This window comes from Hyphococcus formosus (assembly GCF_046736345.1).
GTDB lineage: Bacteria > Pseudomonadota > Alphaproteobacteria > Caulobacterales > Parvularculaceae > Hyphococcus > Hyphococcus formosus.
The window spans coordinates 83,005-98,419 of record NZ_CP157210.1 but is presented as its reverse complement, the minus strand read 5'-3'; the positions used below and the strand labels follow the sequence as shown (position 1 = coordinate 98,419).

Annotated in this window: 10 protein-coding genes; all 10 read right to left on the bottom strand. The window is 49.7% G+C overall.

All coding sequences use genetic code 11. From position 1 onward, the window contains the following. Positions 1-5: 5 nt before the first annotated feature. Positions 6-1,571 carry a BCCT family transporter gene (locus ABFZ83_RS00415; RefSeq protein WP_411818851.1) on the bottom strand — a complete coding sequence of 522 codons (1,566 nt, stop codon included), beginning with the start codon at positions 1,569-1,571 and terminating at the stop codon, positions 6-8. A 32-nt stretch (positions 1,572-1,603) separates the two neighbouring features. After that, positions 1,604-3,544 carry a sulfotransferase gene (locus tag ABFZ83_RS00410; RefSeq protein WP_411817458.1) on the bottom strand — a complete coding sequence of 647 codons (1,941 nt, stop codon included), beginning with the start codon at positions 3,542-3,544 and terminating at the stop codon, positions 1,604-1,606. Between the two features lie 129 nt (positions 3,545-3,673). Next, on the bottom strand, positions 3,674-6,193 hold the full coding sequence (locus tag ABFZ83_RS00405) for a TonB-dependent receptor (protein ID WP_411817457.1): 2,520 nt from the start codon (positions 6,191-6,193) through the stop codon (positions 3,674-3,676). 384 nt (positions 6,194-6,577) lie between these two features. Further along, a complete protein-coding gene (gene eda, locus ABFZ83_RS00400) occupies positions 6,578-7,201 on the bottom strand; it encodes a bifunctional 4-hydroxy-2-oxoglutarate aldolase/2-dehydro-3-deoxy-phosphogluconate aldolase (protein WP_411817456.1) in 624 nt (207 codons plus the stop codon). Next, a complete protein-coding gene (locus ABFZ83_RS00395; RefSeq protein WP_411817455.1) occupies positions 7,191-8,171 on the bottom strand; it encodes a sugar kinase in 981 nt (326 codons plus the stop codon). Before ABFZ83_RS00395 ends, eda begins: the two co-directional genes overlap by 11 nt. 70 nt (positions 8,172-8,241) lie before the next feature. After that, a complete protein-coding gene (locus ABFZ83_RS00390; protein WP_411817454.1) occupies positions 8,242-9,123 on the bottom strand; it encodes an NAD(P)-dependent oxidoreductase in 882 nt (293 codons plus the stop codon). 22 nt (positions 9,124-9,145) lie between these two features. Then, positions 9,146-10,429, bottom strand: coding sequence for an MFS transporter (locus ABFZ83_RS00385; RefSeq protein ID WP_411817453.1), 1,284 nt, complete (start codon positions 10,427-10,429; stop codon positions 9,146-9,148). Beyond that, on the bottom strand, positions 10,426-10,815 hold the full coding sequence (locus ABFZ83_RS00380; protein WP_411817452.1) for a cupin domain-containing protein: 390 nt from the start codon (positions 10,813-10,815) through the stop codon (positions 10,426-10,428). Before ABFZ83_RS00380 ends, ABFZ83_RS00385 begins: the two co-directional genes overlap by 4 nt. A 2-nt stretch (positions 10,816-10,817) precedes the next feature. Then, the gene (locus tag ABFZ83_RS00375; RefSeq protein WP_411817451.1) at positions 10,818-13,007 is read right to left on the bottom strand and encodes a heparinase II/III family protein; all 2,190 of its coding nucleotides are present in this window, start codon (positions 13,005-13,007) and stop codon (positions 10,818-10,820) included. Then, a complete protein-coding gene (locus ABFZ83_RS00370) occupies positions 13,007-15,250 on the bottom strand; it encodes a chondroitinase-B domain-containing protein (RefSeq protein ID WP_411817450.1) in 2,244 nt (747 codons plus the stop codon). The genes ABFZ83_RS00375 and ABFZ83_RS00370 overlap by 1 nt, the downstream gene beginning before the upstream one ends. Positions 15,251-15,415 lie beyond the last annotated feature (165 nt).

The window sequence follows — 15,415 nt, the reverse complement described above, 5'->3', positions numbered from 1 at the left end:
AATAACTAGGTGCTATTCTTCTCCTCCCGTAACCCCAGATATAGGCTGACGCAACAGGCCAGTAAAACAAGTGAAAACAGCAACCCGGTTGCAATTGCACCGGATTGCAATGACGTCAACGCTGCTGAACCACCGCCCACAAGCAGAACAATCGCAACGAGCCCTTCCATGGTGGCCCAAAACACCCGTTGCGGAATTGGTGCATGCAATTTACCGCCTGCGGTGATGCTATCGATAACCAGCGAACCGGAATCCGATGAGGTCACGAAAAATACCATCAACAAAACGATCGCGACGAAAGACGAAATTTCGTGCATTGGCAGATTTTCAAGCATCTGGAACAGGACCAGCGATACCTCGGAAATCCCCGCTGGTAATTCCCCTACGCCGTTTTTGACTTGCTCAATTGCGGTGACGCCAAAGGTGCTGAACCAAATAACAGCAACAATGACTGGCATGATCATCACAGCAGTGAGGAATTCACGAATGGTCCGTCCGCGCGAAATACGCGCGATAAAACTACCGACAAATGGCGACCAGGAAACCCACCATGCCCAATAGAAAATCGTCCAGCCATGGAACCATTCTTTGTCTTCACGCCCGACCCAATTGCTGAGCGGGAAGCTGTCGATTACGTAGTGAAACGCATTTGTGCCGTAGCTTTTGATGATGGCGAGCGTTGGGCCTACGGTCAGGACGAATAGAAGTAACAATATCGCCAGAATGATATTGATATTACTCAACAGCCTTACACCGCCATCGAGCCCCCGCACCACCGAAATAATAGCCATTCCGGTAATGCCGGAAATCAACACGATCTGTGTTCCTAAACCGCTATCGATACCGAACAAAAATTCGAGACCACTCGCCGCTTGCTTTGCGCCTAATCCTAATGACGTTGCCAATCCGAACAGCGTTGCAACCACGGCCAACAGATCAACAATATGCCCGGGCCAGCCCCAAACACGTTCGCCAAAAAGCGGATAAAACGCCGAGCGAATAGTCAACGGAAGCCCTTTGTTGAACGTGAAGAATGCGAGCGACATTCCGACCACCGCATAAATCGCCCAAGGCGTAACGCCCCAATGGAATATAGTCGCGCTCATGGCAAGGCGTTCTGCTTCCGGCGTGCGGGGCGGCACATTCAACGGGCTACCAAACCATTCGGTATAATATGCCGTCGGTTCGGCCGCGCCATAAAACAACAGTCCAATACCAACACCCGCTGAGAACAACATGGAAAGCCAAGAGAGGATTCCAAAATCCGGTTTCGCATCATCACCGCCAATCCGGATTTTTCCGAATGGTGAGAGCCAGACATAAAGGCAGAATAGAAATACGATGTTTGTCGTGAGAACGAAAAACCAGTCGAATGTATCGAGCGTCCAATCTCGTGCGCCATTCAAAATTACGCCCGCACTTTCCGGGAAAATAAGAACGGACCCCGAAAATACCAGAATCAACACCGCACTGATGATGAAAACAGGATTGTGCACATCGAGCCCGAGGACTTCGATATTATCCTGACCCGTTTCATAGTCTGTGTCGTAAACAGACTCGGCCGGTGCCATTTCCTCCGGTAATAGTTCTTCGGTTTCCGTCGTCACGCGCGATACTCCGTCAATACTGGCCCCAAAGCTTCTTTCAAGGGGCCGAGATAAGGTTCAAAATTCTTCCACTGGGCCAGGCCAGATCGCTGAATCGGCCTGCGTACCTGTTCCGAACTCGCGGTGCGGACAGAACGTTCCGTGGCGTAATATTCAAGACAGTTTTGCTCAAATGGCAGATCACAGTAATCGAGTATGCGCCTGACCTGCCCTTCGAGATCATCAACGACATCTTCGTGGTGAACACGTAATATTTTCCCGGGCAGAACACTGTCCCAATGACGCATCAACTCCACATACCCTCGATAATATTGGCCAATCTGTTCAAGACCGTATGTAAATTCCTGCCCTTCCGCGAACAGCTGTTTAAAACCGCTAAAGCAACAGGCCATAGGTTCGCGCCGCGCATCAATTATTTTGGCATTCGGCAAAATTAAATGGATCAACCCGATATGGCGGAAATTATTCGGCATCTTATCGACAAAATAGGGCGCATTCTGACGGTGGATCCGTGTGCCTTCGATATATTCTTCGCCCATCTCTTTGAGGCGCTCAGGCGTAAGCTCGCCAAGAATTTCCGGATAAGTGCCGCTATTATGATTTCTGCCCCGCAGACTTTGCGAAAGAGAGAGAATATTGGGCAGTTCCAATGTACCATCCACTTGGGAGTGTGACGCTAATATCTGTTCCAACAGTGTAGATCCAGCGCGGGGTAGCCCAACGATAAATATTGGATCAGGCGCACTGTGACCCGCATCCTCGAATTTTGAAAATAGCGCTGTGGTGCAGACCTTTTTCTGGTTCTCCAGCTCCTCGGCCATCGTGTCAGCGCTATAGGTGCTATTGATTCGTTTTAGCTCATTCCCGCGGGCGTAATATGAGAAAGATGCTTCATATTCCTTCCGGTCTTCAAACGCTTTTCCGAGTGCAAAATATAGGTGAATCCGGTCGCGAAACGCAGTTTGGTCCGATGCCTCTGCATCCTGCATGAGCGCGATCTCTTCATCCGTAAACGAATATGTTTTCAGATTTGCAAGACCATAAAACGCGTCTCCGTGATCCGGTTTTGCGCGATACGCCAATCGGTAGGACGAAATTGCTTTTTCTTGTTGACCCCATGTTTTGAGCGCATGGCCACGGGATGTCAGCGTCGCCGGATCGTTCGGCAACACTTCAAGCACCCGGTCAAAAAGATCTATCGCCTCTTCAATATTTCCAGTCTGAAGGTTCTCGATCGCATATTGCGAGATAAATACCGGATTATTTTTATCGCGATCATAGAGCGATCTGGCTTGCGCAAGGGCGGCTTCAAATTTCTGCCGCTTCCGTAAAAGCTGTATATAATCAAGCCGGAGTTGAATATTTTCCGGTTCAAATTCAATCGCGCTTTCGAGAAGAAAATCAGCCTCATCAAGAACGCCAAGGCGGATGCCTATATCCGCTAATAACCGCATTCCTTCCACGTGACGCGGGTTTCGCTGCAAGAAAAACCGACACAGATTTTCCGCCTTTAGAAGCTTACCCTCATGGACGAAATTCGTGACGCCAATTAATTCGCGCGGTAGGCCCTGTAAATGCTCAACTTGCCGCGACGCATTCTGCGCCTCGCCATGACGACCCAATTTCGCGAATATTTCGCTTTGCGCGCGCCAACTTGCTTCCAATGCGGGATTAGCCTGCGTCGCCCGAACATAGGCGTTCAAAGCTTTTTCGGACTCACCCTGCTCACGAAACAGGTGGCCCCTCTCCTGCAAGCCACGGCCGAAATCCGGCAATATCTTTTGGAGCTTATCAAGAAATTGGACGGCATCATCAAAGCGCCGCATGTAACGGGCGCAAACTGCACTCATGTAAAGTGCATCCGCATGATTTGGTGCCTCTGATAAAAAGGTGCGTAATAGTTGATCAGCTTTATCAAAATGACCCTGCGAGATCATTTTCTGGGCTGTAATTATTACATCAGAGCTATTCTGGTCGTTATCCACCATGGGCCTTTATAACACCTGAATGACGAATAGGCACTCGCGCGGAGTGCCTATTCTTGATCGTGATTTAGAATTTGGCTGCTAATCGAAATTAACAGTCACCCTCATTCCGTATGTCCGTGGTCGATTGATCGTTATCCGTTCACGATCATAACCAAAGAAGTTATTTAGATCAGCACGCTTATCCGTGAGATTATCCGCAAACAGATCAATGCTCCAGTTATCCTTCTCGATACCAGCAGAGACATTCACAAGCATATAAGCGTCTTGTTTTGCGCGGTTGATAAGAACGATATCGCTCCATGATGAACCTGAATAGGTCACCTGAGGCATGACATGGGCGATCATATCATCACCGACTGGCCACTCGTAACGCGCCCGAATATTGCCTTGGAAACCCGGCGCATGGGCCAGTTCACTCCCGGCCGGCGCAATTGCAGTTGTCGCAGTAATGATTTCCTTGATCTCTGTGTCCAGTACAGAGAAAGCACCGGCGATTGTCAGGCCTTCAACCTGGTATGGGGCCCAGATGACGTCGCCTTCAATACCCTTAACCTGCGCGTTTGCCGCATTATCTGAGAAGAACAGGTTCACGATATTCGGATCAAAGATCGTCGTCTGCAAACGATCAATATCCATGATGAAGGCATTACCATTGATTTGAAGGCTGTTTTCAAACAGGCTCATCTTCCAACCAATTTCATAATTGGTCAGTTCATCCGTATCCACGACACCCGGCACAATACCGCCAGCACCAACCGGACGATTAAGAAGGGGCGGACGGAAGCCTTCAGAATAGGTGAAGTAGAACAATAGATCATCGGTCGGGGTGAAGGTTAGATTACCCTTGAAAATGAACCCGTCCGCTTTGGCTTTGTCTGGCAACGCAACAGTTTCACCATTAATCACGGCTGAATTTGTGCCGTCAAATAATGTCGAAAGATTTGCGCCAAATTGCTGCTGATCTTCGGTTTGGCCGAAATTGCCGAATGATGAATTCGCTGACCCTTCCAGATCAACGCGAATATCATACCAGCGCATACCACCTGTAAGCGATATGTAGTTTGGCACGACTTCAAACGTCGCCTCACCAAAGAGGGCAATCTGTTCATCCGTACGGGTAATATCATTTCGGAAAATTACGCCGTCGGGGAATGGGCCCGGGTCCGTCGATAGCGCGCCCGGTAACGGGTAGTTTGGCGCGAAGCCAAATACGCCCGGCGTAAAGCTTTCAGCGAAGATTGACCCTGGATAGGTAAAGTCATTCCGCTCTTCGATTTTTTGATCGCTATAATATGCACCAACGGTTGCATAAACACGCTTATCTTTTGGCGTATTAAAACGAAGCTCTTGGGTAAATACCGAAGTATTCGTCAACGAAGCCACAAATAGCTCTGGTGATTGGCAATTACCACTTGGTGCAGACGCACCGGGGTAGCTAACCGACCCATCGCAAATATAATAAGGCAGATACTGACCAACGAACAGATAGTCAGAATAGTCCACCGTTTGTTGTGTTTTACGGTCAAGGTAGGCACCGGCATAAATCGCCTCAAGCGCGCCTAAGCGCCCTTCCACCGTCCAAGATGTAGAGCCGTAACGATCATCAAGCTCGTCATCGGAAAAACGCTGAATGGAAAGCTGATCAGGATCAGGAAGTTCCGGATCGTAGAAAAATACGCCATCGGACTCGATACGCTGACGCGAGTGATTTGCGTAAACGCGCCAGTCATCGTTGACCTCATAAAGCGCACCGACGCGGAAACCGAGATAATCTGTGTCATTGAAGTTTTCTTCGACAAGATCAAGGTTATTCGCTTCGATGAAATTCACGCCTGATAGATCGGCTCCCGCTTGGAAACCATTCTGCGAGGAATCGACCACCACGCCATTTCGGCGTACCGTACCAGCAGGACGGAAACGTCCAGACTCTGATGCATCCCGTGTTCCCGGAACGTTATCAATATATCCGCCACGCTGATCTGAATAGATCACACCACGGAACGCCAAGCGATCAGTAGCCGGAATATTAACAACTGCCTCAACCTTGTTCGACATTTCACCGCCTTCGGTGAATGACACGCCGCCGCTAAGCGTCGCTTCGAATCCGTCAAGATTTGGCTTGTTTGTAATAAGGCGGATCGTTCCAGCCTGAGAGCTAGAACCGAACAACGTGCCTTGTGGGCCGGAAAGAACTTCGACCCGCTCCAGATCGACCGCATAAACATCAAGATTCCGGCCAACCTGCGTTACCGGCTGCTCATCAAGATAGAGCGCAACATTCGGTGCCAAACCAGAGACACCAGCAACAGTCAAAGTCGGCGTCGATGATGCAACACCGCGAATATAAATTGTGCCCTGACCTGGCCCACTGCCCCCCGCAGTTACGCCCGGTAGCTGTTGCAGGTAGTCAGAAAAAACATCGACATCGAGTTGGTCGAGTGATTTTTCGCCTAGCGCCTGAACCGCAATCGGAATGTCTTGTGCGTTCTCACTCCGCTTGGTCGCGGTGACAACGATTTGATCAACTTGCGCAACAGCGGCAGTCGAAAGGATTGTAGAAACGGCGATCAAAGACGCGCCGCCTAATAAGTGTCTCACAGAGTATTCCCCAATTTCTATGGCCCGGAAGTCAATCGGGCCTATTTGCGTCGGAGCGCAGCGAGGCGTTCGCACGCATCAAAGCTGATCAATCCGACGGATGGATGGTGACCGCCGTCTTATAAAGGATAGTTCGAAAAACGAAACATCTAGCCGCAGAAAATTTCAATGAAGGCGGTAATCTATTGTTATTACTGACTTTTTAGCCGACCCGAAATATGTTGTTACGCTGTAACAAACCATATTTGTTCGGTTTTCAATAAAATTAACGCCAGTTCCGTGACGGCCTCACGCTGCGCGGGCCTATTCATCTACCCGCGCAACCTGCCCCCGAAGAGCCACCCTCGCCTGATTTGATGGGAAATTTCATAGGTTGCCGACGGATCAACCCGTCATTACGGCAGCACGTTTGGCGTTGCCGGAAATTTTCTCCCAGTCGCCATCAATCAACATTTGTTTTGTTGCGACCCACGACCCGCCAACACAACCGACATTCGGCAATGACAAATAATCCGAAACCCGCTCAGCGCTGATACCGCCGGTGGGACAAAATACGATATCCGGCAAAGGCCCTACGAGCGATTTCAGATAGGCGAGGCCACCAGCCGGCTCCGCCGGGAAAAATTTAAGGGACCTGAACCCGGCATCCGCCGCTGCCATAGCCTCACTTGCGGTCGCTACACCCGGCAAAACTGGTGCACCAGACCGCCCTAGCGCTTCTAACAACGCTGGCGTCGCACCCGGGCTCACGAGAAAGGACGCCCCTCCCTCCAAGGAACGTTCAATATCATGCTCGGTACGTACGGTGCCCATGCCAATGATAAGGTCGGGCGCGGTTTTCTTCATGACCGCCAGCGCATCCAGCGCACAGGGCGTCCGCAAGGTCAGTTCAACAACCCGCAATTTTGCCTGCGACAATATCTCGGCCAATTTTTCAGCGCGTTCCAGTTTCGTAATCTCAATAACCGGGATGACGGTCGCGGCACGGAATATTTCGCTAATCTGCATAGTCAATCTCACTTGATAGTATTGGATCTTCATTCATCGTTGAACGAAGTGTCTGACGATCGATGATCGCACCGCGTGAAGAAACAACAATGCGTGCGACGCGCGCGGCAAGCGCAACGGCTTCCTCTGGCGAGCGGCCACGTATCCGAAATGCAAGATATGCACCGGCGAAAGAGTCCCCTGCCGCGGTTGTATCTACCACTTCTTTTGCGGGGCTGAACGGGACATGAAATCGCTCGCCTCCGCTGGATCCAAACACACCGCGATCACCGGCTTTCAAGATTGCCTCTCGAACGCCAATGCGTTCCAATTCACCCAGCTCTGAGGCCTCTGACCCCCAGCCGAACAAACTCGCTTCCTCATCTGCGCCCGTAAGAACGATATCCGCCAACCCATATGCTTTCATCGTCGTCTCAGCCGCTGCGGCATGAGACTCCCAGAGCGCGGGTCGGAAATTCGGATCAAATGCAATCAATACGCCTTTTGATTTTGCCCGTTTCACAAACTCAAAAAGCGAAGCCCTTCGATCCTCACTAAGGATCGCAAGGGATATCCCGGAATAATAAATGTAATCGCCGTCACATAGCGCGTCATCGTCAATTTTTTTAAGCGCGGCTGTCAATTGCCGTGCCGCTGATTGGCTGCGCCAATATGAAAATCGCCGCTCGCCCGCATCATCCGTTTCAATGACGTAAAGCCCAGGCGATTTTCCGGGCATTACGGCGACATGGTTCGTTGCAATTTTTTCGTCACGCCAAGCGGACATCATTGCAGAAGAAATAGCGTCATCGCCAACCGCAGTCACAAACTCGACATTGCAGTTGGCGGGAGCCAGCCGTCTTAAATAGACAGCTGTATTAAATACATCACCAGCGAAAGAACGACGATATTCGTCATCGCGCGTGCATGAAAATTCGACCATGCACTCACCAATCGCGTAAATCGTGTTATTCTGCTTGTGTTGATCCATATACTGATATTTCAGACGACATTATAAAAAACAATGCCGCCCCTTATATTTATCTGGGCGTGATGTAACGCTACTTATCCAATTTACGGAAATAGTCGAAAATCTCGGGCACATTACCCGCGCCCATACCGGCATCGACTGCGGCCTGAAGATTTGTTGACGTCCCTTCAGCAATCAGCGCACGCGTACCCAAATCTTCAACCATCTTCACGAAGTAACCCAAATCCTTGTTCGCGTTAGCGATAGAAAACCCGAGGTCACTTACGCCATCGACTGCGTAGTTTTTACAAAACTGCATGAATGGCGAACTGGATGGGCCCGTCGACATAATGTCAAAAAGTTGTTGACGATCGACGCCTGCGCGATCCGCCACTGCAAATGCCTGAGACATGGCGCACACGGTCGTCATACCCATAAAGTTGTTGATCAGCTTGGTCGTGTGACCGGCTCCCAATGCGCCGAGATAAAAAACATTCTCGCCCAGCACATCCAATAATGGTTTTGCCTTCTCGAAGGTTTCCTTATCGCCAGCGGCCATAATGTTGAGCAGGCCATCTTTTGCATGCGCTGGCGTTCGGCCCAGCGGCGCATCGATCATACCCGCGCCTTTCTTGGCAAGGTCCGCACCGATCTTCCGCGTTGACGCCGGGATCGACGTTCCGAAGTCGATCAATACCGAACCTTCTTTTATACCCGCCAAAATGCCGTCGTCGCCGTAAACGATTTTTTCCACGACCTCTGAGGTCGTCAGACATAGCATTACAACATCGCTTGCCTCGGCCAATTCACGCCCGGACTTGACCTCGCTCGCATTGCCTCTCGCAAGGACGGCTTCGACAGCATCCTTATTGAGGTCCATCACATTCAGCTGATAGCCATTTTTCTGTAGGCACTCGACCATGTTACCGCCCATCAGGCCAAGGCCAATAAAGCCAATCACAGGTTTCGTCATAATATCATCCTTATCTTAATTACTACGCAACTTTTGCGGTTCGAGGTTTCAGCGGATGGATATTTCCGCATAGTATCCATACGGATAGAACACTGAGGATCGCGAGCGCGGCCCCTACGGCGAATGCTGGCGCGTAGCTGTTGATCGTTATCACCGGAATCAGGAAGTTAAGCCCGACAACCGCGAGTTTCGCCGCGGTGCCCGCGAACCCGGCGAGAGAACCCACTGACTTTCCGCTGTAGAAATCGCTCGGTAGTGTTTGGATGTTGCCAATGGAGGTCTGGAAACCAAACAAAATAGCCGCCATTAACAGCACCGCGAATAGGGGCGAAGCCGCTTTCATTGTCATCAAAAGGGAAACGAGCATGATCAAGCCGCCAAGCCCAATGACAAATTTCCGAGATTTATTGACGGACCACCCGGCTTTAATTCGGTTCTGCGCGAGCAATCCACCGAACCATGCGCCGAACATGGCACCGACATATGGCACCCACGCATAAAGGCCGATTTCCTTTACGCCAAAGCCATATGTCTCGGATAGGTAAAGCGGCAACCAGCCAACAAACAACCACCAGATCGGATCAATGAAAAACGAGGCAAGGATAACGCCCCAGCTCTCTTTCCTCGATAGAATTTCACCTGATGTAGGCGCGTACTCAGCGACTTCATCCGTATCTTTGTTTCGCTGACCCGTGAGAATATAGTCGCGTTCTTCGGCCGAAAGCCACGGATGACTCTCAGGGCCTGATTTATAAAGTATCAACCACGGAATGAGCCAAAGAAAACCAAGCGCACCGACCGCGATAAAAGTCGCGCGCCAGCTATCAAGAAACACGAAGAGATAGGCAATGATTGGTGCAGAAATTATACCGCCAATCGCTGCCCCTGAATTGAAAATTCCCTGCGCGAGCGCCCGCTCACGGATCGGAAACCACTCTGCATTGGCTTTCGTAGCGCCCGGCCAGTTCCCCGCCTCAGACACACCAAGAATCCCGCGAAATACTGCGAAACTACCAAGCCCGGACGCAACAGCATGTAACATCGTCGCCGCTGACCAAACAGATATCGAAAGGATAAAGCCAAGGCGCGTGCCGACCCAGTCAAAGATCTTCCCGAAAAGCGTCTGCCCAAACGCATACGCAAAGGTAAAGACATTCAAGATGATCGCATAATCTGTTTTCGTCAGCCCGATATCTTTAGAAATTTCTGGCCATAAAAAACCAAGCGCACCACGATCAATGTAATTGATGATCGTCGCAAGCGCGACAAGGCTAACGATAAACCAGCGTAAACGGCCTTTCATCATGATTGATCACCCTCACCCAGAAAGTCTGCGCGAACTGGCGAAAACATATCGATCAGCACACCCGCCTTTTTACAAACAGCACCATGCATTGTTTCCGGGCGCACATAGAAGCTATCACCCGCGATCAGGGTTTTGGTCTCGTCGCCGACGGTGACCTCAAACTCTCCCGATTCCACATAAGCAACTTGGCTATGCGGATGTTTATGCATCTCTCCGATCGCACCCTCTTCGAAAAAAGCGCGCACGGCCATGATCTCATCATTGTAGCCTAAGAGCTGGCGCTTAAGACCCGACGCGACCGTTTCAACCGGTGCTTCCGACTTCAAAACAAATGCAGCACTTTCGTGAAGGAGTTTTGATTCAGTTTCTTTCTTTTGGCTTTGCACTGCTATTTCCCTCCATCGAAATGGTTTTGTGAGTGAAAAATTTTATAAGGGCCAGTCCAGACGAATGCCTCGCCATCGACCATTACGGAATGTTCAATTGTGTCGTCACTGCCGCGGCCAATACCGAGACCCACTTTTTGGCCAGCTTTAGATTCTATCATTACGACGGAAGCGCTATCCGACTTGTAGTGGTCCACCGATTTCACGGTTGAATGACTATTGACCGTATATTCAACGGTGGGATTGTACTCACCATGCGGCTCGATTACGGAAGCAAATGAAACGCCTTCATCCGATTGCGTACGGAATATAAAAGCCGGTTCACGGCGTAAATTGAAATTGGGATCATTGGCCCCGATTTCCGCGACGATTACCTTCGTATTTTCGGGCACAGAACTCGTTACCGAATAAAACTTTCTATCTAACAGCCAAGTGATTTGCGCCATGTCATTGACAACGCCACTTTCGCCAACATGCCATAGATGTTGATATCCGTTTTCCCCGCCAAGGGGACGGCGTGATGTGGGATCAGCCTCTATGTCGAAATTCGTCTCGACTAGCTGACCATTATAGTAAAAAGGCAAATCATATTGATGCTGACTATCTGAAAGCCCCTCGACCACATCAACGATCACCGGTTTGGCGAAAGCCGCATCTTTAATCATGGCGACGGTCCGGCGCAGCTCCACATCATCATAGACCGTCGTAATCGCCGCGGTCGTGGCTTGTAGGCTGTCTGAGGTGAAAAACGCGCCTAATTCCGGTGCATATTGATTGCCCTCATTGGTGCTACCATTGAAATGGCTGGTCTCATCCACAACGAGCGCATTATGAGCAATTGTCTGCTTGGCAAAGCTGTTATTCTCCGGAAGGTAATGCCCACCGAATTTAGCTTCGACATTCACAAATCTGGCGGCACCATAATCGCGAATGATCTCATGCCCCGCATCATAAACAAGAAGCCCTAACTTATCGAAATGACCATGCCCGAGACCCTGCGAAGTGTTCTTTGCTACCACGGTCAGATCATTCGGATCAGTTGATGCGCGCAAAATATCAAGCGCGCCCTGATCGCCTAATGCGCCATCGCGTAGCCGCATCGGCGTGTATGCAAATGGCTCTGCCTTACCGCGCGATATCGCATCGGCGAGCTTTTTACCGCCCTTGGTCGGCACGACCTGACCTTGTGCTTTTGCGACCGCCAAAAGACCGGGGTCGCCGGTCAAGTCATACGCAATCGCCACGCCATATTGAAGCTCCACAGTGGCGATGTCTTTATCTTTGATGGCGTCATTGATCGGAAAGAACAATCCCCCATAGTTCTGTTGGATAGTCGCATAGATCGCCTTTATCAGAATGCCATCGCGATAGTTGAATATCTCGCGTTCAGGTTCGTTCTGCTCAATCGCCTGTCCGAACAGAACAAACGGCATCAAAGCATAACGCTGATAATACGGCCCCTCATTGTAATAGCCATCGGGCGAAAACAACTCGTCCAGTTGCTTCAAGAACCCATAATCGCCCGATTTATCGAGACCTAGCAAAGCCTGCTCGACAAGATCGTTATCGCCAATCACATAGCCGGTCATGCCAACGGCGGCGGTCGCCCATGTTCCGTGATTGTGAATTTTATTGAAGGTTTCCGGCGAACCTTGCGACAGGAATTTCGAGACCTCGCGCAAGAGATCGTTTTCGATTTTCTCGCGCGCGTCCGCACTCAGCGTTTCTTTCACGCTATCATATCCCTGGATAGTATATACGAGCCACCAGCTCTCGTTGAGATTTTGCCAAAACAGGCGGCCGGGTGACTGCTCCTTCTTCGCCGGATGCAAATCGAGGCTCGGATACATATCTGCATAGGCGAGTAGCAGCTTTTCTACGTGTTTTGCATAACGATCATCGCCGGTAAATTCGTATAATTTTCCGGCCTCATAAATCGTTTTCGCGTTTCGTTTATGTTGCTCATGGGTATAGCCGCCACCCGCATCTTTCGGCATTGGCACAACAATCTGGTCACCCAATTGCGCATCGATCTTTTCTGCCAACTTCCGAACAGTATCAGAAAACGATATCGCGCTATCACTCGCAGCGACAACATGCGTATTTAGCTGAGCGTCAGCTTCACTCGAGCGCTCACAAGCGACGATAGCTACTGCCAGCACGGATAGAGAAATATATGAAACCTGCTTCATTATTCTTTAGTCCGATTTTTTTCTATGATGGCAGTAGGTGCAAGCCCGCTATTAAGTTCAAAGACATTCGGTAGCGGCGTATTGATAAATTCGTTGTCGATGATGCGGGTTTTCGGCTCACCCACAGTGTGGTTTATCAAAAACGGTGCGCTGTCTTCGAAAGTATTCCCGGTTATATTCGCAACTTGAACACCGTGAAGGTGGACTGACGATTTTGATTTATTTCTTTTTCCGCCACCCACATTCTTAAGGCGAGAATCTGTAAGCGAAAAATGAGGCCCAAAAGTACTTTCGTCAGTTCCGCCGCGATAAAAATCAACCAACGCCCCTTGTACATTCTCAAATTTCGAATCTGAAATCGTTAGGTATTCGGCATTGTAAATGCCGTAATCATCGATTTCCTTATCGAGCTTTAGAATTGCGCCGGTAACATCCTTAAACTGAGATTTCTCAATCAAAATATTATCAGCAAACGTATTTTTTGCGACTGATATGACGTTGAACGAATGATTGACATCCAGATCGCTAAACTTCGTATCTACAATCTCTAACCGGTAGTTTTGAAGCATCGAATAGGGGCTGGTTCGAATTACCGCATTGCCGGCATTATCTGGCGCATCTTTTCCGGAAATACTCACCCCCGAAAGGCGCAGACTTCCGCCATCAAGAATTTCGAAAAGCGCCGACCGCTCATACGATATATTGACTTTGCCCTTCCCCTTTATCGTGAGGGTTTTATCGAGCTTTACAAATTTACTGATAACGTATTCGCCCGATTTCAATTCAAGAACATCGCCCGGCGCAGCTTCGTTAACAGCGGCAATCAGCGCCCCCGGTTTTGACGATACTTTGTGCGTCTTGCCGGAGCCAAATTCCACAATCGGTTCCGTTTTCGGATACCAGGAAACGCCGGTCTCATCTTTCCTCGTCACTTTAAGGTCACGCGACACACCGACATCGCGACCATCCGCGGGGTATAGAAGACCATTTTCTGCACGTTCCAATGCGATTTCTTCTTTGCGGAATCCATCAGAGAATGCAGGCGGCGTCATCGGCGCAAGGACGTTCTTGGCGAACGAAATTCCTGACACATCGTCATATACGGTGAAAACATCCCTACCGCGCGCATGATAAATAAGGTTTTGCGTGAACTCACTATCAATCGGCACCGCGCTTCGTTCGGCATCGCTTCCAGCCGCAAGCTGAATATTATCGCTATTGATCAAACTATTGTTGTTGATCGTCGCGTCTTTAACTTGATGATACCGATTAATCGGCGAATTCGGCACGCCGTTCATCACCACAAGCGCCCCGCCGAAGCGAGACCCTTTCAGGCCTTCCATATAATTATTGCGCACTGTCTGGCCGGCATTAATGACGCGAATCCCGCCGGTATGATCGGCACCTTCACCGAAAAACACATTCCCTTCGATGAGGTTATCATTCCCATGTCGCATCGTCAGCGTGCCACGAGACTTGTAAAAAGTGTTATTCTTGAAGGCGTTATTTCCAGACTTATTGGAAATAATTTCGAGCTCGCCATCGCAACGATCAAAGTAGTTGTTTTCGACCGTCGTGTAGGAATTCGAAAGTGAATTATGGCTCGTTCCTATCCGAAGCGTTTCGCCGCCATTGGACCCCAAAATCTGGCGCGGGCCAAAATAATTGTGATCAATACGATGATAATTTTCCCGGCTTTGCTCAGTATCTAAACGAACCGCCATGGTAACGCCTTTGTTGCGCTTACCAACGATATGGTTGTGATCAAAGCGATTGTTTTTGCCATACATCATGACCCAGAAATCGACTTCATGTCTTTCTGGCTGATTGTAATTGTCAATAACGACCTGCGTAACGCGTGAGTTATTGGCTAGCCGATCGGCATCAATGCGAAATGAAATAACGTCGCGTGTCGGAGTATAGCCATCTTTAAAAACAAGGCCTGAGACCTCAAGATATTCTCCGCCAATCCTTAAATTAGACTGTCCACTGATGAATACTTTTCCTGGCGTCTGCGCCGTTAGGGAGATGGGTTCTTCTTCCGTGCCGGTACCGCTGAAAACGATTTCAAAATCACGCCAAACACCATTGGCGAGTACAACACGGTCACCCGGTTTCAATTGCTTGACCGCATCGAAATATGCGGTCTGATTTTGCACGAGAAAGTCTTCTGCATGGGCCGGCAAACCACCGACCAGAATACCAAATGCTATGGCACCGAATGCGACGTGAGATCGCCCCATAACTCCTCCCAATGAATTGCTCTGGCGCCATCTTTGGACGCCTTAGAACAAACCATAAGCCGGAAAGAGCAATTGGACAATAGCTACTATGGTCCAATTTTTAAAAAATGGTATTTTATTTTGGTATGCACATCAGAAATGCAGGAGAAATCGGCGCTATTAGCC

What these genes read in the sequence shown, in the direction of transcription:
- ABFZ83_RS00375 (WP_411817451.1), bottom strand. Translation starts at nt 13,007, where the DNA reads ATGAAGCAGGTTTCATATATTTCTCTATCCGTGCTGGCAGTAGCTATC.
- ABFZ83_RS00415 (WP_411818851.1), bottom strand. Translation starts at nt 1,571, where the DNA reads ATGGCACCGGCCGAGTCTGTTTACGACACAGACTATGAAACGGGTCAG.
- ABFZ83_RS00395 (WP_411817455.1), bottom strand. Translation starts at nt 8,171, where the DNA reads ATGGATCAACACAAGCAGAATAACACGATTTACGCGATTGGTGAGTGC.
- ABFZ83_RS00385 (WP_411817453.1), bottom strand. Translation starts at nt 10,429, where the DNA reads ATGATGAAAGGCCGTTTACGCTGGTTTATCGTTAGCCTTGTCGCGCTT.
- ABFZ83_RS00370 (WP_411817450.1), bottom strand. Translation starts at nt 15,250, where the DNA reads ATGGGGCGATCTCACGTCGCATTCGGTGCCATAGCATTTGGTATTCTG.
- ABFZ83_RS00410 (WP_411817458.1), bottom strand. Translation starts at nt 3,544, where the DNA reads ATGATCTCGCAGGGTCATTTTGATAAAGCTGATCAACTATTACGCACC.
- ABFZ83_RS00390 (WP_411817454.1), bottom strand. Translation starts at nt 9,123, where the DNA reads ATGACGAAACCTGTGATTGGCTTTATTGGCCTTGGCCTGATGGGCGGT.
- eda (WP_411817456.1), bottom strand. Translation starts at nt 7,201, where the DNA reads ATGCAGATTAGCGAAATATTCCGTGCCGCGACCGTCATCCCGGTTATT.